The organism is Devosia sp. (assembly GCF_017307495.1).
In the GTDB taxonomy this organism is placed as follows: domain Bacteria; phylum Pseudomonadota; class Alphaproteobacteria; order Rhizobiales; family Devosiaceae; genus Devosia_A.
In genome coordinates this window covers 101,769-125,755 of sequence record NZ_JAFKHE010000020.1, presented here as the reverse complement: position 1 = coordinate 125,755, position 23,987 = coordinate 101,769, and the positions used below count along the sequence as shown (strand labels likewise).

At 66.9% G+C, this 23,987-nt stretch carries 25 protein-coding genes and 1 riboswitch; of the genes, 17 read left to right on the top strand and 8 right to left on the bottom strand.

Going from position 1 to position 23,987, the window contains the following annotated elements; genetic code table 11:
• The first annotated feature begins 75 nt into the window (after nt 1-75).
• Nucleotides 76-2,235, top strand: coding sequence for a sodium-translocating pyrophosphatase (locus J0I99_RS13260; RefSeq protein WP_291398178.1), 2,160 nt, complete (start codon nt 76-78; stop codon nt 2,233-2,235).
• Nucleotides 2,236-2,326: 91 nt separating this feature from the next.
• On the opposite strand, the gene J0I99_RS13255 is transcribed toward J0I99_RS13260, so the two are convergent.
• The 3 genes from J0I99_RS13255 to acnA form a co-directional block, all read right to left on the bottom strand.
• Nucleotides 2,327-2,710 carry a DUF2794 domain-containing protein gene (locus J0I99_RS13255; RefSeq protein WP_291393847.1) on the bottom strand — a complete coding sequence of 128 codons (384 nt, stop codon included), beginning with the start codon at nt 2,708-2,710 and terminating at the stop codon, nt 2,327-2,329.
• 301 nt (nt 2,711-3,011) lie between these two features.
• Nucleotides 3,012-3,743, bottom strand: coding sequence for a thioredoxin family protein (locus J0I99_RS13250; RefSeq protein WP_291393849.1), 732 nt, complete (start codon nt 3,741-3,743; stop codon nt 3,012-3,014).
• Nucleotides 3,744-3,927: 184 nt separating this feature from the next.
• Entirely contained in the window at nt 3,928-6,693 is a 2,766-nt protein-coding gene (gene acnA / locus J0I99_RS13245; RefSeq protein ID WP_291398176.1) for an aconitate hydratase AcnA, read from the bottom strand.
• Nucleotides 6,694-6,872: 179 nt separating this feature from the next.
• Here acnA and ccmA point away from each other — a divergent pair, with 179 nt between their 5' ends.
• From ccmA to J0I99_RS13215, 6 genes are all read left to right on the top strand, one after another.
• The gene (gene ccmA, locus J0I99_RS13240) at nt 6,873-7,505 is read left to right on the top strand and encodes a heme ABC exporter ATP-binding protein CcmA (protein WP_291398173.1); all 633 of its coding nucleotides are present in this window, start codon (nt 6,873-6,875) and stop codon (nt 7,503-7,505) included.
• Nucleotides 7,502-8,155: a heme exporter protein CcmB gene (gene ccmB, locus J0I99_RS13235; RefSeq protein ID WP_291393855.1), complete on the top strand. Its 654-nt coding sequence runs from the start codon at nt 7,502-7,504 to the stop codon at nt 8,153-8,155. Before ccmA ends, ccmB begins: the two co-directional genes overlap by 4 nt.
• 9 nt (nt 8,156-8,164) lie before the next feature.
• Nucleotides 8,165-8,929, top strand: a complete 765-nt coding sequence (locus tag J0I99_RS13230; protein ID WP_291398171.1) for a heme ABC transporter permease — start codon at nt 8,165-8,167, stop codon at nt 8,927-8,929.
• On the top strand, nt 8,926-9,099 hold the full coding sequence (locus J0I99_RS13225) for a heme exporter protein CcmD (RefSeq protein WP_291393859.1): 174 nt from the start codon (nt 8,926-8,928) through the stop codon (nt 9,097-9,099). The genes J0I99_RS13230 and J0I99_RS13225 overlap by 4 nt, the downstream gene beginning before the upstream one ends.
• Nucleotides 9,096-9,632 (top strand): DsbE family thiol:disulfide interchange protein, encoded by a 537-nt coding sequence (locus J0I99_RS13220; RefSeq protein WP_291398169.1) that lies wholly within the window; start codon nt 9,096-9,098, stop codon nt 9,630-9,632. The genes J0I99_RS13225 and J0I99_RS13220 overlap by 4 nt, the downstream gene beginning before the upstream one ends.
• A gap of 72 nt (nt 9,633-9,704) precedes the next feature.
• Nucleotides 9,705-10,076, top strand: coding sequence for a hypothetical protein (locus J0I99_RS13215; protein WP_291398168.1), 372 nt, complete (start codon nt 9,705-9,707; stop codon nt 10,074-10,076).
• A 73-nt stretch (nt 10,077-10,149) separates the two neighbouring features.
• On the opposite strand, the gene J0I99_RS13210 is transcribed toward J0I99_RS13215, so the two are convergent.
• From J0I99_RS13210 to J0I99_RS13190, 5 genes are all read right to left on the bottom strand, one after another.
• The gene (locus tag J0I99_RS13210) at nt 10,150-10,797 is read right to left on the bottom strand and encodes a septation protein A (RefSeq protein ID WP_291398167.1); all 648 of its coding nucleotides are present in this window, start codon (nt 10,795-10,797) and stop codon (nt 10,150-10,152) included.
• Nucleotides 10,794-12,287 carry a signal recognition particle-docking protein FtsY gene (gene ftsY / locus J0I99_RS13205; protein WP_291398165.1) on the bottom strand — a complete coding sequence of 498 codons (1,494 nt, stop codon included), beginning with the start codon at nt 12,285-12,287 and terminating at the stop codon, nt 10,794-10,796. Before ftsY ends, J0I99_RS13210 begins: the two co-directional genes overlap by 4 nt.
• The gene (mtaB, locus tag J0I99_RS13200) at nt 12,287-13,552 is read right to left on the bottom strand and encodes a tRNA (N(6)-L-threonylcarbamoyladenosine(37)-C(2))-methylthiotransferase MtaB (RefSeq protein ID WP_291398163.1); all 1,266 of its coding nucleotides are present in this window, start codon (nt 13,550-13,552) and stop codon (nt 12,287-12,289) included. Before mtaB ends, ftsY begins: the two co-directional genes overlap by 1 nt.
• A 1-nt stretch (nt 13,553) precedes the next feature.
• Nucleotides 13,554-14,432: a diaminopimelate epimerase gene (dapF, locus tag J0I99_RS13195; RefSeq protein WP_291398160.1), complete on the bottom strand. Its 879-nt coding sequence runs from the start codon at nt 14,430-14,432 to the stop codon at nt 13,554-13,556.
• A 284-nt stretch (nt 14,433-14,716) separates the two neighbouring features.
• Nucleotides 14,717-15,262: a DUF2087 domain-containing protein gene (locus J0I99_RS13190; RefSeq protein WP_291398159.1), complete on the bottom strand. Its 546-nt coding sequence runs from the start codon at nt 15,260-15,262 to the stop codon at nt 14,717-14,719.
• 244 nt (nt 15,263-15,506) lie between these two features.
• Between J0I99_RS13190 and J0I99_RS13185 the strand changes: the two genes are divergently transcribed.
• From J0I99_RS13185 to J0I99_RS13140, 10 genes are all read left to right on the top strand, one after another.
• Nucleotides 15,507-15,989 carry a bifunctional 2-polyprenyl-6-hydroxyphenol methylase/3-demethylubiquinol 3-O-methyltransferase UbiG gene (locus tag J0I99_RS13185; protein WP_291394113.1) on the top strand — a complete coding sequence of 161 codons (483 nt, stop codon included), beginning with the start codon at nt 15,507-15,509 and terminating at the stop codon, nt 15,987-15,989.
• Nucleotides 15,990-16,204: 215 nt separating this feature from the next.
• Complete coding sequence (ffh, locus tag J0I99_RS13180; protein ID WP_291398157.1) at nt 16,205-17,809, top strand: signal recognition particle protein; 1,605 nt, start codon at nt 16,205-16,207, stop codon at nt 17,807-17,809.
• A gap of 41 nt (nt 17,810-17,850) precedes the next feature.
• Nucleotides 17,851-18,234 (top strand): 30S ribosomal protein S16, encoded by a 384-nt coding sequence (gene rpsP, locus J0I99_RS13175; protein WP_291394115.1) that lies wholly within the window; start codon nt 17,851-17,853, stop codon nt 18,232-18,234.
• Between the two features lie 3 nt (nt 18,235-18,237).
• The gene (rimM, locus tag J0I99_RS13170; RefSeq protein ID WP_291398155.1) at nt 18,238-18,774 is read left to right on the top strand and encodes a ribosome maturation factor RimM; all 537 of its coding nucleotides are present in this window, start codon (nt 18,238-18,240) and stop codon (nt 18,772-18,774) included.
• A complete protein-coding gene (gene trmD, locus J0I99_RS13165; RefSeq protein WP_291398153.1) occupies nt 18,771-19,451 on the top strand; it encodes a tRNA (guanosine(37)-N1)-methyltransferase TrmD in 681 nt (226 codons plus the stop codon). The genes rimM and trmD overlap by 4 nt, the downstream gene beginning before the upstream one ends.
• A 33-nt stretch (nt 19,452-19,484) precedes the next feature.
• Nucleotides 19,485-19,673, top strand: a riboswitch (cobalamin riboswitch).
• A gap of 32 nt (nt 19,674-19,705) precedes the next feature.
• Complete coding sequence (locus J0I99_RS13160; protein ID WP_291398151.1) at nt 19,706-20,290, top strand: HupE/UreJ family protein; 585 nt, start codon at nt 19,706-19,708, stop codon at nt 20,288-20,290.
• A gap of 287 nt (nt 20,291-20,577) precedes the next feature.
• Nucleotides 20,578-21,126 (top strand): 50S ribosomal protein L19, encoded by a 549-nt coding sequence (rplS, locus tag J0I99_RS13155; protein ID WP_291389611.1) that lies wholly within the window; start codon nt 20,578-20,580, stop codon nt 21,124-21,126.
• A gap of 146 nt (nt 21,127-21,272) precedes the next feature.
• Complete coding sequence (locus J0I99_RS13150; RefSeq protein WP_291389610.1) at nt 21,273-21,884, top strand: hypothetical protein; 612 nt, start codon at nt 21,273-21,275, stop codon at nt 21,882-21,884.
• Nucleotides 21,885-21,979: 95 nt separating this feature from the next.
• Nucleotides 21,980-22,786, top strand: coding sequence for an MBL fold metallo-hydrolase (locus tag J0I99_RS13145; protein WP_291398149.1), 807 nt, complete (start codon nt 21,980-21,982; stop codon nt 22,784-22,786).
• 316 nt (nt 22,787-23,102) lie between these two features.
• On the top strand, nt 23,103-23,936 hold the full coding sequence (locus tag J0I99_RS13140; RefSeq protein ID WP_291398146.1) for a PadR family transcriptional regulator: 834 nt from the start codon (nt 23,103-23,105) through the stop codon (nt 23,934-23,936).
• The last annotated feature ends 51 nt before the right edge of the window (nt 23,937-23,987 follow it).

Below are 23,987 nucleotides of genomic sequence, written 5' to 3'. Positions count from 1 at the left end.
CGGGGGGCGAGGAGGAGCGGTTCGCCGCTACGACTATGGAGCGTTCCCCGGTGACGTCACATGAGGGAACATTCTATGACACTATTGCTATGGGCGATCGTGATATGCGGTCTGCTCTCAATCGTTTACGGCGTCGTCACGACGCAAGGCCTGCTCAGGGCCGACGCGGGCTCGGCCCGCATGCAGGAGATTTCCGCCGCAGTGCGTGAAGGCGCCTCCGCCTATCTCCGCCGCCAGTACACCACCATCGGCATCGTCGGCGTGGTCATCTTCATCCTCGCCTTCTTCCTGCTCGGCGCCTACGCCGCCATCGGCTTCTTGATCGGCGCCGTGCTCTCCGGCGCGGCCGGCTTCATCGGCATGAACGTCTCGGTGCGCGCCAACGTGCGCGTCGCCCAGGCCGCCACCAAGTCGCTCGCCGGCGGCCTCGACCTCGCCTTCAAGTCCGGCGCGGTCACCGGCCTGCTGGTGGCCGGCCTCGGCCTCCTCGGCGTCACGCTCTACTTCATCGTGCTGACCCAGTTCCTCGGCTTCGCGCCGACCAGCCGCACGGTGATCGACTCGCTCGTCGCCCTCGGCTTCGGCGCTTCGCTGATCTCGATCTTCGCCCGTCTCGGCGGCGGCATCTTCACCAAGGGTGCGGACGTCGGCGGCGACATGGTGGGCAAGGTCGAAGCCGGCATCCCCGAGGATGACCCGCGCAACCCGGCTACCATCGCCGACAACGTGGGCGACAATGTCGGCGATTGCGCCGGCATGGCCGCCGACCTGTTCGAAACCTATGTGGTGACCGCGGTCGCCACCATGGTGCTGGCCGCGATCGTGCTGCCCACCCCCGAACTGAAGCTTGCCGGCATGATCCTGCCGCTGGCCATCGCCGGGGCCTGCGTGCTGACCTCGATCATCGGCACCTACTTCGTCCGGCTCGGCCAGGACAACAACATCATGAATGCCCTCTACAAGGGCCTCATCGCCACCGGCGTGCTGTCGCTGGCCGCGCTGATCCCGGTCCTCGGCTGGGTATTCGGCGGGCTCGATGTCCAGCTCGGCATCGAAGGCGGCAAGCAGTTCACGCCGTGGAGCCTGTTCTGGTGCGGCGTCGCCGGCCTCGTGATCACGGCGCTCATCGTCGTCATCACCGAGTACTACACCGGCACCGGCAAGCGCCCGGTGAACTCGATCGCCGAAGCCTCGGTCACCGGCCATGGCACCAACGTCATCCAGGGCCTCGCCGTCTCGCTGGAAGCCACCGCGCTCCCGGCCATCGTCATCGTCGTCGGCATCATCGTCACCTACAATCTTGCCGGCCTGTTCGGCATTGCCTTTGCCGTCGCCACCATGCTGGCGCTGGCCGGCATGATCGTCGCGCTCGATGCCTTTGGTCCGGTGACGGATAACGCAGGCGGCATCGCGGAAATGGCCGGCCTCGACAAGGAAGTGCGCCACAACACCGACGCGCTCGACGCCGTCGGCAACACCACCAAAGCCGTCACCAAGGGCTATGCCATCGGTTCGGCCGGCCTCGGCGCGCTCGTGCTGTTCGCCGCCTATACGCAGGACCTGCAGTACTTCTCGGCCCAGGAAGGCGCCCCGGCGATCTTCCAGGGGCTGGGCAACCTCACCTTCTCGCTCGCCGACCCCTATGTCGTCGTCGGCCTGCTGTTCGGTGGCCTGCTGCCCTTCCTGTTCGGCGGCATGTCGATGACCGCCGTCGGCCGCGCCGCGCAATCGGTGGTGGTCGAGGTCCGGCGCCAGTTCAAGGCCGATCCCGGCATCATGGCCGGCACGTCGAAGCCCGACTACGCCCGGGCCGTCGACATGCTGACCAGGGCGGCGATCAAGGAAATGATCGTCCCCTCGCTGCTGCCGGTGCTCTCGCCGATCGTCGTCTTCGTCGTGATCTACTGGATCGCCGGCAACGCCGCCGCCTTCTCGGCCCTCGGCGCCATGCTGATGGGCGTGATCGTCACCGGCCTCTTCGTCGCCATCTCCATGACCGCCGGCGGCGGCGCCTGGGACAACGCCAAGAAGAGCTTCGAGGACGGCTTCACCGACAGCCACGGGGTCAAGCACTACAAGGGCAGCGACGCCCACAAGGCCTCCGTCACCGGCGACACCGTCGGCGACCCCTACAAGGACACGGCAGGTCCCGCCGTGAACCCGATGATCAAGATCACCAACATCGTGGCGCTGCTGCTGCTGGCGGTGCTGGCGCACTTGGGTGGCGGGGCGTAAGCGCCGCCCGATCAGGCCGTTATGCGGTGCGAACAAAAGGGCCCGGGAGCGATCCCGGGCCTTTTGCAGCCGGGGGGAGCGGAGGCGCCGATCACTTCACCACGGCCAGTTCCAGCACACGCAGCACGGTCGACAGGTCATGGCCGCGCTTCAGGATGCGGCCGTCCTGACCGATGACCATGTATTGGCCCTGCTTGTTGCGCAGCTTAGGGTTCTTTTCGACCACGTAGAGCGGGCGCTCGGAGGCGCGCTTGTAGATCGAGAACAGGGCGCGGTCGCGGAGGAAGTCCAGGGCGTAGTCGCGCCACTCCCCATCGACGACCTTGCGGCCATACACGTTCAGGATGGTCTGCAGTTCCTTGCGGTCGAAGCTGACCGCGGCAACGAATCGGGCGGGACCACGCTGGGCGGGGCTCGCGACCGGCGGGAAGTCGATCAAGAGCCCTGATGCTATTTCGTCGGGTTGGTCCGCCATTCCTCATCCCCGTCACGCAGCTGTCATGATCGCGTCATTCGCCGCGGTTGGCAAGCCTGAGCGGGAGCGTCGGGCTGGGGCACGGGGGCGACGGACAAAATCCCAATTTCCGTCACATTCCCTCCCTCATGGCGCCCGATTGCACCGGCAAGATCTGACCATTGCCTCCAGTGGCCGGCATCCGGGCTGACCGAGCCCCCAAACCACGATGCCCAGGTGCCGGCCGCCTTTTACATGCACCAGTCATTCTTCTCCCGCCAGCGCAAGCCGGCGGGAGTTTTGTTTTCGGCGATCGCCGCAATCAGCGCGTGAAACTCGCTGCCCCCAGGATCGGACCCGGCAGTCCGGACTTTTCCTGCTGGACGAGGATGACGGCGCCGTTCGACTCGCCGGTCAGGACCTCGTTGACGGGAAGGGTCAGGTGGGCCCCGGCCTTGGGGTTCCACACGCCGAGCACCTGCCGGCCCGTGACGATCTGGGTGTAGGCGACTTTCTTGCCTTCGTTCTCGCCGCGCTCGATGGCGACATCGGCACGGTCGAGGAAGGTGACCAGCCAGATGGTGCCCCCCGGCAGGCCGGCCTGGGCCGGCACCGAGATATCGATGAGGTCGCCGCCCTGCTGGGTGAGCGAAACGGTCAGCGGCAGGGTCGCGTTGGCCAGCGCGCCATTGACGGCGTCGGTCTTGCTGCCGACCACGCCGCCCCTGCCGTTCACCACCATCTGCGGCGTGAAGATGCGGGACGAACCCCAGGCTTCGGCGTAGTCGCGCTGCCGGTCGGAGTTCGCGGCGGTGCCGAACGTGTCGCGCCAGCCGATATAGTCCCAGTAGTCGACATGGTAGGCGAGGGTCACCACGTCGGGACGCTTGCCCATCTGCTCGAACATGGCGTCGGCCTTGGGACAGGAGGAGCAGCCCTGCGAGGTGAAAAGCTCGAGCACGGCCCGGGGGCCGAGCTTGAACTCACCGGCGAGAACCGGCGAGGCGAACACGAGCGAAAGGGCAAATCCCCACAGTATCCGTCGAAAAAGCATGGCGACGGTTTTAGGCACGGGCGGCGCGCGGCGCGAGTCAAATCGACGCGACTTTTCGTGATCGGGAAAGGCTCGATCGAAGTCCACGCCGGTGGGCGCGCGCCACCGGACCTGGCGACTCCCACGCATCGTCCCCCGGCACGGGGGGACGATGCGTGGCGCCGTCCCTGTCAGCCGCTCTCGTTCAGGCCGCGACCAGGTTGCGCAGCACGTAGTGCAGAATGCCGCCGTGCCTGTAGTAGTCGAGCTCGTTGATCGTATCGATGCGGCAGCGGGTATCGATGAACTCGACGCGGCCGTCGGCGCGGACGATCTTGACCTTGACGGTGGCGCGCGGGGCGAGTTCGAGCAGGTTCTCGATCGACACCGTCTCGCTGCCGTCGAGCTTCAGGCTCTGCCAGCTCTCGCCTTCGGCGAACTGCAGCGGCAACACGCCCATGCCGATCAGGTTGGAGCGGTGGATGCGCTCGAAGCTCTGGGCGATGACGGCGCGTACGCCGAGCAGGCGCGTGCCCTTGGCCGCCCAGTCGCGCGACGAGCCGGTGCCGTACTCCTTGCCGGCGAAGATCACCAGCGGCGTGCCCGACTTCTGGTAGGCCATGGCCGCGTCGTAGATCGGCATCTGGTCGCCGTTCGGACCCTTGGTGAAACCACCTTCGACGCCAGGGAGCATCTGGTTCTTGATGCGGATGTTGGCGAAGGTGCCGCGCATCATGACTTCGTGGTTGCCACGGCGGGCGCCGTAGGAGTTGAAGTCCTTGGGCGCGACCTGGCGCTCGACCAGGTACTTGCCGGCGGGGGTCGTCGGCTTGAACGAGCCGGCGGGCGAAATGTGGTCGGTGGTGATCGAATCGAGGAACAGCGAGAGCACGCGCGCCTCGACGATATCGGTGACCGGCGCCGGCTCCATGGTCAGGCCCTCGAAATAGGGCGGGTTCTGCACATAGGTGGAGCTCGAATTCCAGCGGTAGGTCTCGCCGCCGTCAACGGCGATTGCCTGCCAGTTCTCGTCGCCCTTGAACACGTCGGAGTAGCGGCTGAGGAACATCTTGGGCGTGATCACGGTGCGGACCACGTCGGCGATTTCCTTGTTGGTCGGCCAGATGTCCTTCAGGTAGACGGGCTGGCCGTCGGTACCGGTCCCGAGCGGTTCGGTGGCGAGGTTCTTGTGCATCGAACCGGCGATGGCATAGGCGACGACGAGCGGCGGCGAGGCGAGATAGTTGGCGCGCACGTCCGGATTCACCCGGCCCTCGAAGTTGCGGTTGCCCGACAGCACCGAGGCGGCGACCAGGTCGTTGGCGTTGATGCACTCGGAAATCGCCTCCGGCAGGGGGCCGGAATTGCCGATGCAGGTGGTGCAGCCGTAGCCGACGAGGTTGAAGCCCATGGCGTCGAGATCGGCCTGCAGGCCCGAGGCGGTGAGGTAGTCGGTCACCACCTGCGAGCCGGGGGCCAGCGAGGTCTTCACCCACGGCTTGCTCGAAAGGCCCTTCTGGCGCGCCTTGCGGGCGAGCAGGCCGGCCGCAATCAGCACGTTCGGGTTCGAGGTGTTGGTGCACGAGGTGATGGCGGCGATGACGACATGACCGTCGTCGAGGCCGAACTTTTCACCGCGCACCGGCAGGCTCGCCTCTTCGGGAATGTCGTCGACGCCGCTGGCGCCCTCGTCGACGAAGCGGCTTTCGCCCTTGCTCTCGGGAAGGGCGGTGCGTTCCTTGCGGCCGCCGGCGATCTCCTTGAGGGCCTCGGCGAATTTCGGGGCCGCATCGGTGAGCGCCACGCGGTCCTGCGGGCGCTTGGGGCCGGCCAGCGAGGGCACGACCGTCGACAGGTCGAGTTCGAGCGTGTCGGTGAACAGCGGATCGGGGCTGTCCGTGGTGCGGTACATGCCCTGGGCCTCGGAATAGGCCTTGACCAGGGCGACACGGTCGGCGTCGCGGCCGGAGGTCTCGAGGTAGTTCAGGGTGTCGCTGTCGACCGGGAAGAAACCGCAGGTGGCGCCGTATTCGGGCGCCATGTTGGCGATGGTCGCCTGGTCCTCGAGGCTCAGGTAGTCGAGGCCCGGGCCGTAGAACTCGACGAACTTGCCGACCACGCCCTTCTTGCGCAGCATCTCGGTGACGGTGAGCACGAGGTCGGTGGCGGTGATGCCCTCGTTGATCCGGCCAACCAGCTTGAAGCCGACTACCTCGGGGATCAGCATGGTGATGGGCTGGCCGAGCATGGCGGCCTCGGCCTCGATGCCGCCCACGCCCCAGCCCAGCACGGCGAGGCCGTTGACCATGGTGGTGTGGCTGTCGGTGCCGACCAGCGTGTCGGGATAGGCGAAGATCTCGCCGGTTGCCTCGTCCTGGCGGGTCCACACGGTCTGGGCCAGGTACTCGAGGTTGACCTGGTGGCAGATGCCGGTGCCGGGCGGTACGACGCGGAAGTTGTCGAAGGCTTTCTGGCCCCAGCGCAGGAACTCGTAGCGCTCGCCGTTGCGCTCGTATTCGAGCTCGACGTTCTGCAGGAAGCTCAGCGGCGTGCCGTAGCTGTCGACCATCACCGAGTGGTCGATGACGAGGTCAACCGGGACCAGCGGGTTGATCTTCTGCGGATCGGCGCCGAGCTTGGCGGTCGCGTCGCGCATGGCGGCGAGGTCGACGACGGCCGGGACGCCGGTGAAGTCCTGCATCAGGACGCGCGCCGGGCGGTAGCTGATTTCGTGCTCGGAGACGCGGGTGCGCAGCCAGTCGGCCACGGCCTCGATGTCGGCGCGGGTAACGGTGATGCCGTCCTCGAAGCGCAGGAGGTTCTCGAGCACCACCTTCATCGAATGCGGCAGCTGCGAGACGCCCTTCAGACCGTTCTTTTCCGCGAGCGGAATGGAAAAGTAGCTGTAGGTCTTGTCCCCGACGGTGATCGTGGTTCTGGACTTGAAGCTGTCGAGGGATTTCGAGGTCACGGTGTCGCCTTCACGCGCTGGTGTTGCAAGGCGCCGCTGGTCCTGACGGGAGACCGGAAAGTCCCGCGGGACAAGGGGCAGGAGGTCGACTGGCTGGAAGCGTTCCAATCTAGGGCTGGCTTATAGAGAAACTACATTGCCCTTGCCAGTACCGACTTTCGTTCTTTAGGCATTGCGCCATGAACCAGCCAGAGCGCTTTCCGCCGGTCTTCGCGCCGCCGAACGTCACGGTGCGGGGCCTCGGCGTCTCGCGCGGCGAGCGCGTGCTGTTCGCCGACCTGAGCTTCGAGGTGCAGGCAGGCGGGGTGCTGCTGCTGCGCGGGCCGAACGGGGTGGGAAAGTCGACGCTGCTGATGACCCTGGCCGGCATCGTCCGCCCCGACGCGGGAGAAATCGAGGGGATCGGGCGCGAGGACGTCCACCTGCTCACCTACCAGAGCGGGCTCAAGGGTCGGCTGAGCGTCAGCGAGAACCTGCAGTTCTGGCGCGACATGAACGGGGCGACGGGCACGCAACTGGACGAGGCGCTCGAGCGGGTGGGCATCGGCGGGCTGGCGGGGCTCGAGGCCGGCTACCTTTCCTCCGGCCAGCTGCGGCGGCTGGCGCTGGCGCGGCTGCTGGTGTCGGCACGGCCGGTCTGGCTGCTCGACGAGCCGAGCGCGGCGCTCGATGCGGCGGGCGAGCGGTTGCTCGGCGCGCTCATCGACGCGCACCGGGGGGCCGGTGGCATCGCCATCGTCGCCACGCACCACGACCTGCTGCTGGCCGAGGCCCGGGGCGTCGAGACAATCGTGCTCGGAGGCCCGGCATGAGTGCGTTCCGGGCCCTGATCGTGCGCGACCTGCGGCTCGCCTTCCGGGCGGGCGGGGAGGCCATGACGCTGGTGCTGTTCTTCGTCATGGTCGGGGTGATCGTTCCCTTCGCCATCGGGCCGGACCGGCCGCAACTGACGCGTCTGGCGCCGGGGATCGTGTGGATCGCCGCCTTCCTCTCCATGCTGCTGGGGCTCGACCGGCTGTTCCGCAGCGATGACGAGGATGGCTCGCTGGGCCTGCTGCAGCATTCGGTGCTGCCGCTCGAGGCGGTGGTTGCCGCAAAAGTGATCGCGCACTGGCTGGTGACGGCCCTGCCGCTGCTCGTCGCGACGCCGGTGCTGGCGCTCCTGCTGTCGATGTCGTGGGAGCAATGGTGGCGGACGGTGCTGGCGCTCGCCATCGGCACCCCGGCGCTCACCAGCTTCGGCGCGATCGGCGCGGCGGTGACGGTGGGGCTCAGGCGCGGCGGACTGATTGCGCCGGTGCTGATCCTGCCGCTCGCCATTCCGGTGATGATCTTCGGGGTCGGCACGATGGACCAGATGGCGGGAGGTGGCGCGACATTGTTCCTCATTGCCTTGAGCCTGGTTGTCACGGCCTTCTCGCCTTTCGCGGCGGCGCTTGCCTTGCGCACGGCCGGGGAATAGAGCCAAAGCATGTCCGTCACCACCGCCAAACAACCGAACTGGTTCAGCCGCCTCGCCCATCCGGGGCAGTTCCTCAACTGGTCGCGCTATCTGATCTGGCCGCTCGCCATCCTGACGGCCATCGCCTTTGCCCTGGGGTTGTGGTTTGCCTTCTACAACTCGCCCGAGGACTACCAGATGGGCGACATGGTGCGCGTGATGTACATCCACGTGCCCAATGCCTGGCTCAGCATGCTGGTCTACGGCGTGATGGCGGTGGCCGCGCTCGGCACGCTGGTCTGGCGCCATCCGCTGGCCGACGTCGCCGCCAAGGCCGCGGCGCCGCTCGGGGCGGTGTTCACCGCCCTGTGCCTCTATACCGGCGCGCTCTGGGGCAGGCCGACCTGGGGCACGTTCTGGGAATGGGACGGTCGGATGACCTCCGAACTCGTGCTGCTGCTCATCTACCTGGGCATCATCGCGCTGTGGCGTGCCTTCGACGACCAGCTGAAGGCCGGGCGGATCATCGCCATCGTCACGCTGGTCGGGGCGCTCAACATTCCGATCATCCACTATTCGGTCGACTGGTGGAACACGCTGCACCAGCCGGCCAGCGTCTTCACCGCCACCGGCCCGAAGATGCCACCCTCGATCCTGACGCCGCTGTTCGTCATGCTCATCGCCTTCACGCTGCTGTTCGCGCTGCTGCAGATCGTGCGCATGCGGACCGAGATCCTCAGCCGCCGCGCCGAGACCATGACCCGGCAGGCCGCCCTGCAGGGAGACGCCAAATGATCGGCGAGGGCGCACATTTCGAGTTCATCGCCTGGGCCTATGCCGGTGCCGGCCTCGTGACCCTGGCGCTTGTCGCCTATGTCGTGTGGGATGCGCGGCGGGTGAAAGCGAAGCTGGCGGCGCTCGACAAGGCCGGCATCCGGCGGCGGTCGGCGGGTAGCAGCAGTTGAAGCGCGTCGTCCTCGCCGTCCTGCCGCTCGTCGTGCTCGTCGGGCTGATCGCCGTGTTCGCGCTGAACATGAACCGCGACCCCAGTCTTGTGCAGTCGGTGCTGATCGACAAGCCGGCGCCAAGCTTCACGCTGCCGGCGGTGGCGGGCACCGGCGTCGATGGGTTCGATACGGCGTCGCTGCAGGGTGAGGTGACGGTGGTGAACGTCTTTGCCAGCTGGTGCATCCCCTGTCGCGAGGAGCATCCGCTGCTGGAACGGCTTAAGGCCGAGACCGGGGTCCGCCTCTTCGGCATCAACCAGCGGGACGCAGCGGAAAATGCCGTGAAGTTCCTGACCGAGCTGGGCAACCCGTACGACCGGATCGGCGGCGACAGCGACAACCGCGTGTCGATCGACTGGGGGGTGTACGGCGTGCCGGAGACCTTCGTGGTCAATGCCGCGGGCGTCATCACCTACAAGCATGTCGGACCGATTTCGCCCCAGTCACTGGAGCGCGACGTGATCCCGGCGATCGAGAAGGCCAGGGGCTGACGGAACCCCGGGACAGCCTCGGCCATTTTCTCCTGGATGCCGCGCGGTGCGGCCAGCCCGAGGAGAGGCCCGATGCAGACCCACAGCACGCTGAAGTCCGTCGAAGAAGGCATGAAGGTGTTCGACCGCGAGCGCCACGAGATCGGCAAGGTCGAATACGTGCGCTTCGGCGACGATGATCCGGACACGCCGGAAGTCGAGGCGTTTGACCTGAGCGAAACCGACGAGCGCAACGACTCCCTGCTCAAGGATATCGCGAAGGCGTTTGCCAGCGACGACCTACCCGAGGAACTGCGGGAGCGGCTGCTGCACCAGGGCTATGTGCGACTCGATGCCGATGGCCTGTTCGCGGCCGACCGCTACATCGTGCCCGAGCAGATCGAGTCGGTGTCGGCCGACGGCCTGATGCTGAACGTGACCAGGGATGAACTGATCAAGCAGTAGGCCAGCCCTCCTGGGGCAAGGCCGGGACGGGGGCCATCGGCGATTGCCGAGCCACCCCCCTCGATCCCTCCCCTCAAGGGGGAGGGAGGTCGCGCAACGGCAGCGGGTCGAGCGGCGGGATCGGATCGATGGGCTGTTCGGGGTCCGGGGCATACTTGGTCAGCAGCGGCAGCTGCAGCATCGAGAAGACGATGGTGATGGGCATGATGCCCCATACCTTGAACGCCACCCAGAAATCGGTGTCGAACAGCCGCCAGACGACCTCGTTGGCGACGGCGAGGAAGATGAAGAACAGGCCCCAGTTGATGGTCAGCACGCGCCAGCCCTGCGGCTTGAGCTTGTAGACCTCGCCGAACACGTATTTCAGCAGCGACTGGCCGAAGAACAGGCCGCCGAGCAGCGTGACCCCGAACAGGGAGTTCACGATGGTCGGCTTCATCTTGATGAACATGTCGTCCTTGAGGATCAGCGTCAGCGAGCCGAAGACGAGCACGACGAGGCCCGTCACCAGCGGCATGATGGCGATCTTCTTGAGCAGCACCCAGCTCAGCACCAGCGACACCACCATGGCGCCCATGAACCAGGCCGTGGCGCTGAAGATGTCGTAGTTGGAGTTGACGAAGAAGAAGACGAGGAGCGGGCCGAGCTCGAGCGCGATCTTGGTGATCTGCGGGCGGAGCTCGCTCCACTTCACTTCGGGTTCCTTGGTCGCGTCGGTCATTCAGCTGTCCTTGCGATCGCGGCGGCGAAATCGCGCGCGGCGAACGGTTCGAGGTTGTCGATGCCCTCGCCCACGCCGATGAAGTGCACGGGCAGGGCGAACTTGCGGGCGATGGCGACGAGGATGCCGCCCCGGGCAGTGCCATCGAGCTTGGTCATGACCAGCCCGGTGACCCCGGCACGCTTACCGAAGATTTCGACCTGATTGAGGGCATTCTGGCCGGTCGTGGCGTCGAGCGTGAGGAGCGTCGCATGCGGCGCCGACGGATCGACCTTCTTGATGACGCGGATGATCTTTTCGAGCTCGCTCATCAGTTCGTCGCGGTTCTGCAGGCGGCCGGCGGTATCGACGAGCAGCACGTCGACGCCCTCCGCCCTGGCGCGCTCCACCGCCTCGTAGGCGAGGCCGGAGGCGTCGGAGCCGGCCGGCTTCTTGATCACCGGCGCGCCGGTGCGGTCGCCCCAGACCTGCAGCTGCTCGATCGCAGCGGCGCGGAACGTATCGCCGGCGGCCAGCATCACCGACCTGCCCTGGGCCCGGAAGAGGCTCGCCAGCTTGCCGATGGTCGTGGTCTTGCCCGTGCCGTTCACGCCAACCATCAGGATGACATAGGGTTTTTGCCCCGCGTCGATGGCCAGTGGCTGCGCCACGGGATCGAGGACCTTGACGATTTCGGCGGCCAGCACCTCGCGCACCTCGTCGGAGGTAATGTCGCGGTCGAAGCGGTCGCGGCGCAGCGCGTCGGTGACGTCGGTGGCCATGTCGACGCCGAAATCGGCCTGGATCAGGATGTCCTCGAGGTCGTCGAGCATCGCCTGGTCGAGCTTGCGCCGGGTGAAGACGGCGGCAATCGAGCCGGTGAGCTGGTCGGACGAACGCTTGAGGCCGGAGGCAAGCCGCTGCAGCCAGCCCTGCTTCTTGGGCGGCTCGGGCGCCGGCGGCGGCGGAATCGGGGCGGCGGGAACGGGCTCGGGGGCGGTGACGAAAGCGGGTGTCTCGGGGATCGGCTCCGGTTCCGCCGCAAGCTCGTCTTCTACCTTTGCGATATAGGCGGGTGTCGTTTCCGGAGGACCCGGCGGCGGCTCCGACGCGGTGATTTCTCGAGGCGGCTCAATGCTCAAGCCCGCTTCATGCATCGCCGCTTCGAGCGCGATCTCCTGGTCGGGGGGCAGCACCAGCGGGGCGGCCTCGACCACGTCGTCGAGGATGATGTCGGCGACCAGCTCTTCCTCGACGGTAGGCTCGTGCTCGGTTTCGACCACGGGCTCGGGCTCGCTGGCGCCGATGGTCATGCCGGCGTCGTGCATGGCGGCTTCGAGCGCGACTTCCTGGTCGGGCGGCAGCACCAGCGGGGTGGCTTCCAGCGCCTCGTCGACGACGATCTCGGCTTCGACGGCGATGTCGGGGCTGGTGGCCTCCGCGACCGGCACCGCCGGCTTGCCGCCGCCGCCGAACAGGCGCTGGAAGAAACCCTTCTTCGTTTCGGCCATCAGGCAGCGGTCCTCAGTGCTTCGCCGACGAGGGTGCCGTCCGCGAAATGGGTAATACGAGCTGACACGATCTCTCCCGGAAGGTGACCGGGCAATGAACAGGGGATGAACTGCTCCTGGCGCCCGATACCATCCTGTTCGACCAGGATCGACTCGACCTGGCCGATGCGCGACAGGGCCAGCCGTTCGAACTGGCTCTCGCCGACAGCGCGCAGCCGGGCGGCCCGGTCCCTCGCCACGCGCTTGTCGACCTGCGGCATGCGCGCGGCCGGGGTGCCGGGACGGGGGGAATAGGGGAAGACGTGCAGGTAGGTGAGGTCGGCCTCGGTGACGAAGCGGAGCGAGTTTTCGAACATCTCGTCGGTCTCGGTGGGAAAGCCGGCGATGATGTCAGCGCCGAAGACGATGTCGGGGCGGAGCGAGCGGAGCTTGGCGACAACGTCGAGGGCTTCGCTGCGGCTGTGCCGCCGCTTCATGCGCTTGAGGATCATGTCGTCGCCCGACTGCAGGCTGAGATGCAGGTGCGGCATCACCCGCCGGTCGGACGCTATGGCGTCATAGAAGGCCGGGTCGGCCTCGATCGAATCGATCGAGGAGATGCGCAGCCGCGGCAGGTCGGGGACGTGGCGCAGGATCTGCTGGACCAGCTTGCCGAGTGTCGGGCTGCCGGGCAGGTCCGGGCCGTAGGAGGTGATGTCGACACCGGTGAGGACGATCTCGCGATAGCCGTTGCCGACGAGCTTCCCGATCTGCTCGACCACGAGCCCCATCGGCACCGAGCGCGACGGGCCCCGGCCATAGGGGATGATGCAGAAGGTGCAGCGGTGGTCGCAGCCGTTCTGGACCTGGACGAAGGCGCGGGCCCGGCCATCCATGCCCTCGATCAGGTGGCCGGCGGTCTCGCGGACACTCATGATGTCGTTGACCTGCACCTTGTCGTTCAGCGGCACGCCGAACGCCATGGGAGCATAGCTTTCCGCCTTGAGCTTGTCGGCGTTGCCGATGACGAGGTCGACCTCGGCCATGTCGCCGAAGGAGCGCGCCTCGGTCTGGGCGGCGCAGCCGGTGACGATGATCCGGCGCTCGGGATCGTCCCGCTTCGCCTTGCGGATGGCTTGCTTCGCCTGCCGGACCGCTTCGGAGGTGACAGCGCAGGTGTTGACGATGATGGTATTGTCGAGCCCGGCCTTCTCGGCCTCGGCCTTCATCACCTCGGCCTCATAGGCGTTGAGGCGGCAGCCGAAGGTCAGGGTCTCGACGGCCATCTCAGGCGACGTCCCGCTGGGCCCGGGCCCAGCTGCCGGTGAAGGGGTCGAACTGGCCGGCGAACTCGAGCTCGGCCGGTCCGGTCAAGACGACATGGTCGTCGGCGCGCCACTCGATGAGGAGATCGCCGCCGGGCAGGGTGACGGTGGCCTTGCGGCCGGTGCGCCTGGTGCGGGCGCCGTTGACGAGGGCGGCGCAGGCGGCGGTGCCGCAGGCCCGGGTGAGGCCGGCGCCGCGCTCCCAGGTCCTGAGGATGATGTGGTCGGGCGCGACGACCTGGGCGATCGAGATATTGGCGCGCTCGGGGAAGATCGGGTGGTTCTCGAGCAGCGGCCCGAACTTTTCGAGTGCGTAGCCCCAGACGTCGTCCCTGACCCAGAAGGTGGCGTGCGGATTGCCCATCGAGGCGACGGAGGGCGTGTGCAGGACGGGGGCGTCGATCGGACCGATCTGCAGCTCGATGCCGGTGGTATCGGCGAACTCCTCGGCCAGCGGTATGTCCTGCCAGCCGAAGCGGGGCTTGCCCATGTCGACGGTGATGAGGCCATCGTCGCGCTCGTCGCCGGTGAGGATGCCGGCCAGGGTCTCGAAGACGAAGTGCTTGCTGCCGCCCTCGGCGCTCAGCGCCTGCACGACGCAGCGCATGCCGTTGCCGCAGGCCTGGGCGAGCGAGCCGTCGGAATTGATGATCTCGATATAATTGGCGGTCCCGGGCGTTCGCGGATCATGGATGGCCATGATCTGGTCGAACTTCGTCGCCGGATCGGCATTCATGGCCACGGCGGCCGCCGGCGTCACGCGGTCGGCACGGCCACGCATGTCGGCGACGATGATCTCGTTGCCGAGCCCGTTCATCTTCAGGAATGGGGCGTTGGACATGGCGATTCAGCTTTCGACGTGACCAAAGTCACAGGATCGACGGATATGTAACTTGCGTCACATCCGCTGGGTATATGGCGGAAGTGGCAGGAAATTGCCAGTGGCGGGGCTCCCGCAACTTCATCGACCGTCATCCGCGGACTTGATCCGCGGACCCAACCGGGCTTTCCGCATGCTGCACCATCGCGTGGGTCCCCGGGTCAAGCCCGGGGATGACGGTGCGCGACAGGTCCATCTGGGGCCTGGGGTTGGTCCGGCTCAGCAGTGATTCACGTGAGACAGCCTCACGACGCCGCCTTCGCCTTGAGCTGCTCCAGCAATGGCCCCAGTTCCGACGGCGGGGTGCGCTCGATGCGGCGGTACTCGCGGCCGTCCTGGTTTCGCTCGAGCATCCTGGCGTCGACCATGGCGCGGCGGATCAGGGCGTGGTCGCCGAAGGCGTGCCAGCCTTGGATCAGCGCGCTGATCTGACGCTCGGTGAATACCTCCCCGCGCGGGATGCGCGACCAGAACACCCATTGGCTGAGGGTCTGCAGTGCGAGGCGCGCCGGCCAGCTCAGGAGCACGCCCTCCTTGTCGAAATAGCGGGCCGCCTTTTCGACCTGGTCGAGATTGGCGCGCGTGCCCGCCTCGGTGGCGGCCTTCAGCCGGTCGGCGGCTTCGGCATCGGCGCGCAGGTGCTGGTAGTTGGCAAAGCCGGCCGCCCTCGCGATGAAGTTCAGGAGCTCGACATGGCTGGGCAGGCCGTCGTGCTGGCTGAGGCTCTGGCGCAGGGTCTTGGTGAAGAGTGAAAGGTCATCCACCGCAAGGGGGACGGCAGTTCTGGGCATGACTTATCCTCGGTTGGTGCCGCTGCCCTGAGGGACGTCGCGGTCGCCGGCTTGCGAGTGGCACGAAGGACAAGTGCGGTCTCGAAGGATGGTCGCAGGTTTAGCTCCCCGTTGCGGGGCGGCGACGCCTGGGTGAACTGCAGACCCGGACCAAATCTAGCGCCGCTGGGGATAGCGGGCAACGGCCATGTTCAAGCCACGTTCGGGCGAGTTAGTTCGACGGGTTCGCATGGGGGAGTCGAGTTTGGCCGAGATCGCGAAACGCCATCGCTGGGCGGTGGAGTTGCTGGCGCCGCGACGCGGCGAAAGCGTGCTGGAGATCGGCTGCGGGCACGGCATCGCCACCGGGCTGGTGCTCAAGGCGGGCGCCGACGTGGTGGCGGTCGACCGGTCGGGCAAGATGGTTGCGGCCTGCATCAGGCGGAATGAGGGGCTCGGGCGGCTGACGGCGTTCGAGAGTGATTTCGAGGAGCTGGACCTCGGCAGGTTCGATGCAGCTCTCGCGGTCAATGTCGACTTCGTCCGGCACGAGGATCGCGGCTGGGCCCGCGCTTTCGGCAAGGCCGTCACGGCAGGCGGCCGGATCGTGCTGGTGCTCGAGGCGCCGACCATCCGCACGGCCGACCGCTTCGCGCTCAATGCAGCGGCAAGCCTCGCCGGGATGGGGTTCGAGGTCGATACACAACTGGGCGAGGGGATGGTCGCGGTGGTGGGACGACGGCGCTGACCGGCCGCCTTTCCTTGACTCCGCCCCATTCGTGCTCTATCGACGCCGCCAATCCATCAGGACAAGTCTCCTGAAGGCCGACCGGGACCCGCGAAGGTATAAAGAGATCCCGGAGGCTCGCACCCCACAGCGCAAGCGCCCTGGGGTGTGTTTGGCGTTTGCGCTGATGGAACCCATATCCCGGGCCACATGGCACGGGACGATGAGGAAGACGGATGTTTGAAAGTCTAAGCGACCGGCTTGGGAAAATCTTCGACGGGCTTCGTGGGCGCGGCGCGCTCAACGACAAGGACGTCGACGAGGCGCTGCGCGAAGTGCGCCGGGCGCTGCTCGAGGCCGACGTCTCCCTCGAAGTGGTGAAGGCCTTCGTCGAGCAGGTGCGCGACCGTGCCGTCGGCGCCGAGGTCACCCGCTCGGTCACGCCGGGCCAGCAGGTGGTCAAGATCGTCCATGACGAGCTGGTCAAGGTGCTGGGCGAGACGCAGGTTCCGATCGACTTCAACACCACGCCGCCGATGACCATGCTGATGGTCGGCCTGCAGGGCGCGGGCAAGACCACGCTCTCGGCCAAGCTCGCCAAGCGCATGAAGGAGCGGCAGGGCAAGAAGGTCCTCTTGGCCTCGCTCGACGATCGCCGCCCGGCTGCCAAGGAGCAGTTGCGCGTCCTCGGCGAGCAGATCGGCGTCGATACGCTGCCGATCCAGCTCAACGAAAAGCCCGTCGATATCGCCCGGCGCGCGCAGCGCGACGGCAAGCTCGGCGGCTATGACGTCGTCATCCTCGACACCGCCGGCCGCACGCATGTCGACGAAGAGCTGATGGAAGAGACGGCGGCGGTGAAGGCTGCCACCGATCCGCACGAAATCCTGCTGGTCGCCGATGCGCTCACCGGCCAGGACGCAGTGAACCTTGCCCGCTCGTTCGATGCGCGCGTCGACATCACCGGCATCGTGCTGACCCGCGTCGACGGCGACGGCCGAGGCGGCGCGGCGCTCTCGATGCGGGCCGCGACCGGCAAGCCGATCAAGCTGATCGGCACCGGCGAGAAGATGGATGCGCTCGAGGATTTCCATCCAAGCCGCATCGCCGACCGCATCCTGGGCATGGGCGACATCGTCAGCCTGGTCGAGAAGGCGGCGCAGACGGTCACCGCCGAAGACGCGCAGAAGATGGCGAAGAAGCTCAAGAAGGGCAGCTTCGACCTCGAGGACCTGCGCACTCAGCTCATGCAGATGAAGAAGATGGGCGGCATGGGCTCGCTCATGAACATGATGCCGGGCATGGGGCAGGTGAAGAAGGCGCTCAACGGCGCCAGCCTCGACGAGAAAATCTTCGACCGGCAGATCGCCATCATCAACTCGATGACCAAGAAGGAACGGGAGAACCCGGACCTGCTCAACGCCAAGCGGCGCATCCGCATCGCCAACGGCTCGGGCACCAAGGTCGAGGACGTCAACAAGCTGATGAAGCAGCACCGCCAGATGGCGGACATGATGAAGAAGGTGTCAAAGGGCGGCCTCGGCTCGCTGAGCGGCATGTTCGGCGGCAAGATGGGCGGCATGATGCCGGGGCTGGGCAACATGCCCGACCCCTCGACCATGGACCCCAAGGAACTCGAGCAGCTGGCGCGGCGCATGGGCATCGATCCCGCCTCGATCCCGCAGCAGCCGGAAGCTCCCAAGCAACTCGCACCTTCAAAGCTGCCGACCGATGTCGGCCAGCTCCTCAAATCCGGCTCGGGACTTCCCGGGCTTGGCGGCGCGTCGCGCTTCCCGGGCCTGCCCGGCCTCGGCGGCGGCTTCGTGCCGAAAAAGAAATAACCCTGAACAGCAACGTACGAACTCAACTGAAGGACTGAAGAATGTCGCTGAAACTCCGCCTTGCCCGCGCCGGCACCAAGAAGCGCCCGTACTACCATGTCGTCGTCGCCGACGCCCGTTCGCCGCGTGACGGCCGCTTCATCGAGAAGATCGGCAACTACGATCCCAAGCTCGAGGACAAGTCGAAGCGCGTCACCCTCGTGGTCGAGCGCGTGCAGCACTGGCTGAGCGTCGGGGCCCAGCCGACCGACCGCGTCGCCCGTTTCTTCGACGCCGCGGGCCTGATGAAGCGCGAAGCGCGCAACAACCCCGAGAAGGCCAAGCCGGGCAAGAAGGCGACCGAGCGCGCCGAGGCCAAGGCCGCTGCCGAAGCCGAGAAGGCCGCCGCCGCTGCCGCGCCGGCCGAAGCTCCGGCCGCCGAGTAAGCCGTGGCTCCGAGCGACGGCAGATTGCTGGTGGGCCGCATCGGTGCGGCGCACGGCATCAAGGGCGAGGTGCGGGTGCAGTCCTTCACCGAGGACCCGCTGGCGCTCGTCTCCTATGGCCCGCTGATGACCAACAAGGCGGGCCTCACCATCCGCATCCTCGCGGCGCGCACCACGACCAACGTGCTCGTGGCGCGCATCGAGGGGGTGAACGACCGTAGCGCCGCGGAAAAGCTCAACGGGGTCGAACTCTACATCGACCGCGCGCTGCTGCCCGAGATCGACGACGAAGACGACTTCTACCACGCCGACCTCCTGGGTCTTCGGGCCCAGCTGGCCGACGGCACGTCGCTGGGCACAGTGAGCGCCATCCCCAACTATGGGGCCGGCGACATCCTCGAAGTGCGCGACGAGCGCAGCGGCGACACCTTCCTCTATCCCTTCACCAAGGCCGTCGTGCCCGAGATCCGGGTCAGGGACGGCTATCTCGTCATCGCGCCCCCGATCGAGGCCGATCCGGGCGAAGAGGAACCGGATTGAGCTTTTCGGCTGCCGTCATCACGCTGTTTCCCGAGCTGTTTCCCGGACCGCTGGGCGCCTCGGTGCTGGGGCGGGGGATGGCGGACGGGCTGTGGAGCCTGTCGACCACGCAGCTCAGGGAATTCGCCACCGACCGGCACCGGACGGTGGACGATACGCCATCGGGCGGCGGCGCCGGCATGGTTCTGAAGCCCGATATTCTGGCCAGGGCCATCGATGCGGTGGCGCCAGACGTCGATCCACGGCCGCGCATCCTGATGTCGCCACGCGGCAAGCCGCTGACGCAGCAGCGGGTGCGCGAGCTCGCGGCGGGGCCGGGGGCGGTGATCGTCTGCGGCCGGTTCGAGGGCGTCGACCAGCGGGTTATCGAGGCGCGGGCGCTCGAGGAGATCTCGATCGGCGACTACGTGCTCGCCGGCGGCGAGGTGGCGGCGATGGTGCTGCTCGAGGCGGTGGTGCGGCTGATCCCCGGCGTGCTCGGGGCGGCAGAGAGCCATGCCGACGAGAGTTTCGAGAACGGGCTGCTGGAGTATCCGCAGTACACGCGACCGCAGGTGTTCGAGGGACACGAGATTCCGGCCGTGCTGACCTCGGGCGACCATGGCAAGATCGCGAAGTGGCGGCGGGCCGAGAGCGAGGCGCTGACCCGCGCGCGCCGGCCGGACCTCTTGAAATAGCCTTCGGGCACGATTGATCTGCAGCCTCGGACCTGACACAGATAGCGCGACGGTGCGCATTGATTGCGTGAAACGGGAAGCCGGTGGCCTTCGGGCGAAGCCGGCGCCGCCCCCGCGACTGTAACGGACGACATCCCCTCATCTCGCCACTGGTTTGCAACTGGGAAGGCGAGGGGACCGAGGTCCGGAGCCAGGAGACCGGCCGTCACGAACTGTTACGCGCGGGACGGTGGGTCCCGGATTGGAGAATTTACATGCGCGCACTGATTGCCTTGCTGCTCATCCTGCTGCCGACGGCGGCCTTCGCCCATACCGGGCACGGCGACACCGCCGGCTTCATCCACGGTTTCATGCACCCGGTCGGCGGGCTCGACCACGTGCTGGCGATGCTGGCCGTGGGCGTGTTCGCCTATGTGCTGGGCGGCCGGGCCCTGTGGCTGGTGCCGCTGAGCTTCGTTGCCATGATGGCGGTCGGGTTCCTGCTCGGCGTCGGCCGGGTGGACGTGCCGTTCGTCGAACTGGGCATCGCGCTGTCGAGCGTGGTGATCGGCGGCGCCGCGGCGCTGGGCCGGCCGCTGCCGGTGGCCGCCGCCTCGGCGCTGGTCGGCGTGTTCGCCATTTTCCACGGCCATGCGCATGGCGCCGAGATGCCGGCCGCTGCGTCGGGTCTCGAGTATGCGGCGGGCTTCATCGCGGCGACGGCGCTGCTGCACCTGATTGGCATCGGTGCGGCGCTGGGCGTGGCGCGGCTCGTCGGCAAGATGGGCAGGCCGATAGCGCAGGTCGCTGGCGGGCTGTTCGCGCTGGGTGGGCTCGGCGTGCTGGCCGGCTGGCTGTAAGCTGCCCCATAGCTTCCACAACCACCAGGTCATCCCCGCGAAAGCGGGGATCTCCGTTTTTTGGGGCGTATGGCAAACAGAGGTTCCCGCTTTCGCGGGAATGACGCCGGTGTGTGATGCGAAGACACGCCGGAACGCTGGACTCTCGGGTGATCTTCCTCTATAGCGCGCACGCCCATGCCAACGGCTTCGGGCCAATAAGCGCATATAATCCGTGCAAACAAGACCGGGCGGTCGGCAGAGCCGGCGAAACGCCCCTTTGAAAAGATTCAACAACGGAACCTGAGATGTCCAAGATTATCGCCGAGCTGAACAAGGAGCAGCACGACAAGCTGCTCGCCAAGTCGAACCACCCCGAATTCACCCATGGCGATACCGTCAAGGTGTGGGTCAAGATCCGCGAAGGCGACAAAGAGCGCCTGCAGGCCTATGAAGGCGTCGTGATCGCCCGCTCCGGCGCCGGCATCATGGAAAGCTTCACCGTGCGCAAGATTTCGTATGGCGAAGGCGTCGAGCGCGTGTTCCCGGTGCTGAGCCCCAATATCGACCGCGTGGAAGTGGTGAAGCGCGGCAAGGTGCGTCGCGCCAAGCTGTACTACCTGCGCGACCGCCGCGGTAAGGCCGCCCGTATTTTCGAGAACGTTGGCGCCCGCACCAAGAAGATCGAAGCCGGCGAGCGCGAAGCCGCCCTCGAGGCCAAGAACGCCCGCGAGGCCGAGAAGATCGCCGCTGCCGAGGCCCTGGCTCGCGAGCTCGCCGAGAAGGAAGCCGCCGAGGCTGCCGCCGCTGCCGCCGCCGCCGCCGAGGCCGCCGCTGCCGAGACGAAGGCCGAGTAATCGGTTGACGGTTTGCCGCCGTGCCACAGTTTGGGCACGAGTGCGACTAGAGTTCAGCCCGGCTCACGAGCCGGGCTTTTGATTCCCGGGGTTCGGGAGCGGGTCGGGATGTTGGGACGTCCGGGCCCGGGTGCGGGAGAGTGGGCATGGACGCTGCCTTTCAGGACGCGGGGGAGAGGCGGCGCATCGCTGCCGAACTGAGGGCCGAGGCCCGCAACGTACTGGTCGACACCGGCCTGCTCGAGCTGCTCAACGCGCGCTTCGGCGAGGCGGTGGTGACCGGCAGCGCCGGCTACGATCTGATGGTATGGCGCGACATTGACATCCACATGCCGTGCGAGGCCGAACGCTGGGCCGAATGGGCGGGGCTGGCCGCCGACATCGCCATCCAGTTCGACCGGGCCGGGCTGCAGCTGCACAAGGCCAGCTTCATCAACGACTATGTCGAGCCGCATGCACTCGGCGCCGGGCTCTACTGGGGCATCCAGTTCAAGGACCACGCCGGCAACCACTGGACGTGCGACATCTGGGGCTGGGAGCCGTTCGACTTTGCCGTGCGCCAGGCGCGCGACGCGAACCTGCGCGCCGACCTCTCCGCCTGTGACCGCGACCTGATCCTGCGCCTCAAGCACGAGGCGCGCGAGCGCCCGGGCTATTACGGGGTGATGGTGGGCGGCTTCGACATCTACCAGTTCGTGCTGGCCGGGGCGGGGGAGACGCTGGACGAGCTGGAGCGGTGGAAGGGGCTGGTGGCTTAGGCGACACCGTCTTCCCCATCCACATTTCATGCCCCGTTCAGTTCGGCTCCGGATAAGAGTGGCTTGGGCAGCACCACATCGACCGGAGATTTCCGATGCAATCCTTCATCTGCGTCACCTGTGGCGTGGGTCATGCGCCGTCCGAGGTGCCGCCCGAGCGCTGTGCCATCTGCGATGACGAGCGGCAGTATGTGACGGCGGCGGGGCAGCGCTGGACGACATTGGCGGAGCTGCAGCATAAGCACAGCCTCGAGTTCAAGGAGCAGGAGCCGGGGCTGGTGGGGATCGGGGCAACGCCCGGGATCGCCATCGCGCAGCGCATGCTGCTGATCCGGCAGCCGGGTGGCGGAATCCTGTGGGACTGCACGCCGCTGGTGACGGACGAAGGCGTCAGGCGGATCAAGGAACTGGGCGGGGTGCAGGCGATGGCGATCTCGCATCCGCACTTCTATTCCTCGATGGTCGACTGGTCCGAAGCATTGGGCGGGGTGCCGATCCATATCCACGAGAGCAACCGGCAATATGTGATGCGGCCGTCGGAGCGCATCAGCTACTGGAGCGGCGAGCAGCTGGACCTCGGGCAGGACGTGACGCTGATCCGCTGTGGTGGGCATTTTGTCGGCTCGACGGCGTTGCACTGGCCCGGCGAGGACGGCAAGGGCGTGCTGATGACGGGCGACACCATCATGGTCGTACCCGACACGCGCTGGGTCAGCTTCATGTACTCCTATCCCAACCTCATCCCGCTGCCGGAGCGCGAGGTGCGCCGGATCGTTTCGTGCGTCGAGCCGTTCGCCTATGACCGGATCTACTCCGCCTGGTGGGACCGGGTGATGGGGTCCGACGCAAAGGCGAAGGTGCACGCCTCGGCGGAGCGATATATCGCAGCGATTGTGCCGTAGGTGACCAGCGACAGGCCGTCATCCCGGCGAAAGCCGGGACCCACGGCTCAAGGGCCATCGTGAGCACAGCCGGAGCCCGCCTCTCGCGGTTGGATCGGCTCCAACGACCCAGCGGATCGTCTGGCGCATTGGGTCCCGGCTTTCGCCGGGATGATGGCCGGTGCGTGTAGTGCCCCCTCCACCGGGGAGCATGAAGGCCGGCGCACTCGGAACAGCGTCAGCCATTCTGCCATAAGATATATCTTGAATATATCTTGAACTGGTTGCACCCGACTTCTATCTTCCGGTCACCGTAAGATATATCTTGGAGCGAAATATGCACTATCATGACGATCCGCGCTGGGAGCGGAAGTGGCGTCGCATGGAAGCGATGGCGCGCCGTGGGTTCCGCAAATTCGGCGACTTCAACATGAACATCAACCCCGGCGAGTGGGGCGGGTTCGGGGGCAATTTCCGCATCGGGCGGATGCTGGCCTCGGGCGACCTCAGGCTCGTCGCGCTGTACCTGATCGAGCAGCAGCCACGGCACGGCTACGACCTGATCAAGGCCGTCGAGGAGCATTCCAAGGGCTTCTATTCGCCGAGCCCCGGCATCGTCTATCCGGCGCTCACCTATCTCGAGGAAGCCGGCTACGTGACCTCGTCGGCGGAAGGCAACAAGAAGCTCTACACCATCACCGATGAGGGCCGGACGCACCTCAACGACAACCGCGAGGCGATCCAGTCGACGCTCGATTTTCTCGCCAAGGCGGGTGCGGGCATGGAGCACCTGCGCGAGCGCATGCACAGCCGCGACTTTCCGTTCACGCCCGAAGAGGCGGAACAGTTTCGCGAGCGATTTCGCGGCATGGGCCGGGAGTTTGGCCGCCACGGCTGGTTCGGCGATCGCGAGACTCCGCAGCCACCTCCGCCGGGTGCCGGAGACTGGCCCGGGCGCGGCCCCGGCTTCGGACCCGCGGAACGCCCCGACCGTGATATCGACGACGTGGCGCCGGAAGTGAACGAGGCCCGCAAGGCGCTGAAGAAGGCGATCAAGGCGGCGCTGAAACGCGGGCCGGAGCAGGAACAGCGCGTCAGCGAAATCCTGCAGCGCGCCGCCCGCGAGATCCGCGACGGGCTGGACGACGACGGCGGCGATATCGATATCTAGCCGCAGTTGCGGTCATGCGCAGGGCGCCGGGACATCTCGGCGCCCTTGTTG

What these genes read in the sequence shown, in the direction of transcription:
- J0I99_RS13225 (WP_291393859.1), top strand. Translation starts at nt 8,926, where the DNA reads ATGATCGGCGAGGGCGCACATTTCGAGTTCATCGCCTGGGCCTATGCC.
- J0I99_RS13255 (WP_291393847.1), bottom strand. Translation starts at nt 2,710, where the DNA reads ATGGCGGACCAACCCGACGAAATAGCATCAGGGCTCTTGATCGACTTC.
- J0I99_RS13150 (WP_291389610.1), top strand. Translation starts at nt 21,273, where the DNA reads ATGGACGCTGCCTTTCAGGACGCGGGGGAGAGGCGGCGCATCGCTGCC.
- J0I99_RS13140 (WP_291398146.1), top strand. Translation starts at nt 23,103, where the DNA reads ATGCACTATCATGACGATCCGCGCTGGGAGCGGAAGTGGCGTCGCATG.
- ffh (WP_291398157.1), top strand. Translation starts at nt 16,205, where the DNA reads ATGTTTGAAAGTCTAAGCGACCGGCTTGGGAAAATCTTCGACGGGCTT.
- mtaB (WP_291398163.1), bottom strand. Translation starts at nt 13,552, where the DNA reads ATGGCCGTCGAGACCCTGACCTTCGGCTGCCGCCTCAACGCCTATGAG.
- rpsP (WP_291394115.1), top strand. Translation starts at nt 17,851, where the DNA reads ATGTCGCTGAAACTCCGCCTTGCCCGCGCCGGCACCAAGAAGCGCCCG.
- ftsY (WP_291398165.1), bottom strand. Translation starts at nt 12,287, where the DNA reads ATGGCCGAAACGAAGAAGGGTTTCTTCCAGCGCCTGTTCGGCGGCGGC.
- rplS (WP_291389611.1), top strand. Translation starts at nt 20,578, where the DNA reads ATGTCCAAGATTATCGCCGAGCTGAACAAGGAGCAGCACGACAAGCTG.
- J0I99_RS13145 (WP_291398149.1), top strand. Translation starts at nt 21,980, where the DNA reads ATGCAATCCTTCATCTGCGTCACCTGTGGCGTGGGTCATGCGCCGTCC.
- J0I99_RS13230 (WP_291398171.1), top strand. Translation starts at nt 8,165, where the DNA reads ATGTCCGTCACCACCGCCAAACAACCGAACTGGTTCAGCCGCCTCGCC.
- ccmB (WP_291393855.1), top strand. Translation starts at nt 7,502, where the DNA reads ATGAGTGCGTTCCGGGCCCTGATCGTGCGCGACCTGCGGCTCGCCTTC.
- J0I99_RS13160 (WP_291398151.1), top strand. Translation starts at nt 19,706, where the DNA reads ATGCGCGCACTGATTGCCTTGCTGCTCATCCTGCTGCCGACGGCGGCC.
- J0I99_RS13250 (WP_291393849.1), bottom strand. Translation starts at nt 3,743, where the DNA reads ATGCTTTTTCGACGGATACTGTGGGGATTTGCCCTTTCGCTCGTGTTC.
- J0I99_RS13190 (WP_291398159.1), bottom strand. Translation starts at nt 15,262, where the DNA reads ATGCCCAGAACTGCCGTCCCCCTTGCGGTGGATGACCTTTCACTCTTC.
- ccmA (WP_291398173.1), top strand. Translation starts at nt 6,873, where the DNA reads ATGAACCAGCCAGAGCGCTTTCCGCCGGTCTTCGCGCCGCCGAACGTC.
- J0I99_RS13215 (WP_291398168.1), top strand. Translation starts at nt 9,705, where the DNA reads ATGCAGACCCACAGCACGCTGAAGTCCGTCGAAGAAGGCATGAAGGTG.
- dapF (WP_291398160.1), bottom strand. Translation starts at nt 14,432, where the DNA reads ATGTCCAACGCCCCATTCCTGAAGATGAACGGGCTCGGCAACGAGATC.
- J0I99_RS13210 (WP_291398167.1), bottom strand. Translation starts at nt 10,797, where the DNA reads ATGACCGACGCGACCAAGGAACCCGAAGTGAAGTGGAGCGAGCTCCGC.
- J0I99_RS13260 (WP_291398178.1), top strand. Translation starts at nt 76, where the DNA reads ATGACACTATTGCTATGGGCGATCGTGATATGCGGTCTGCTCTCAATC.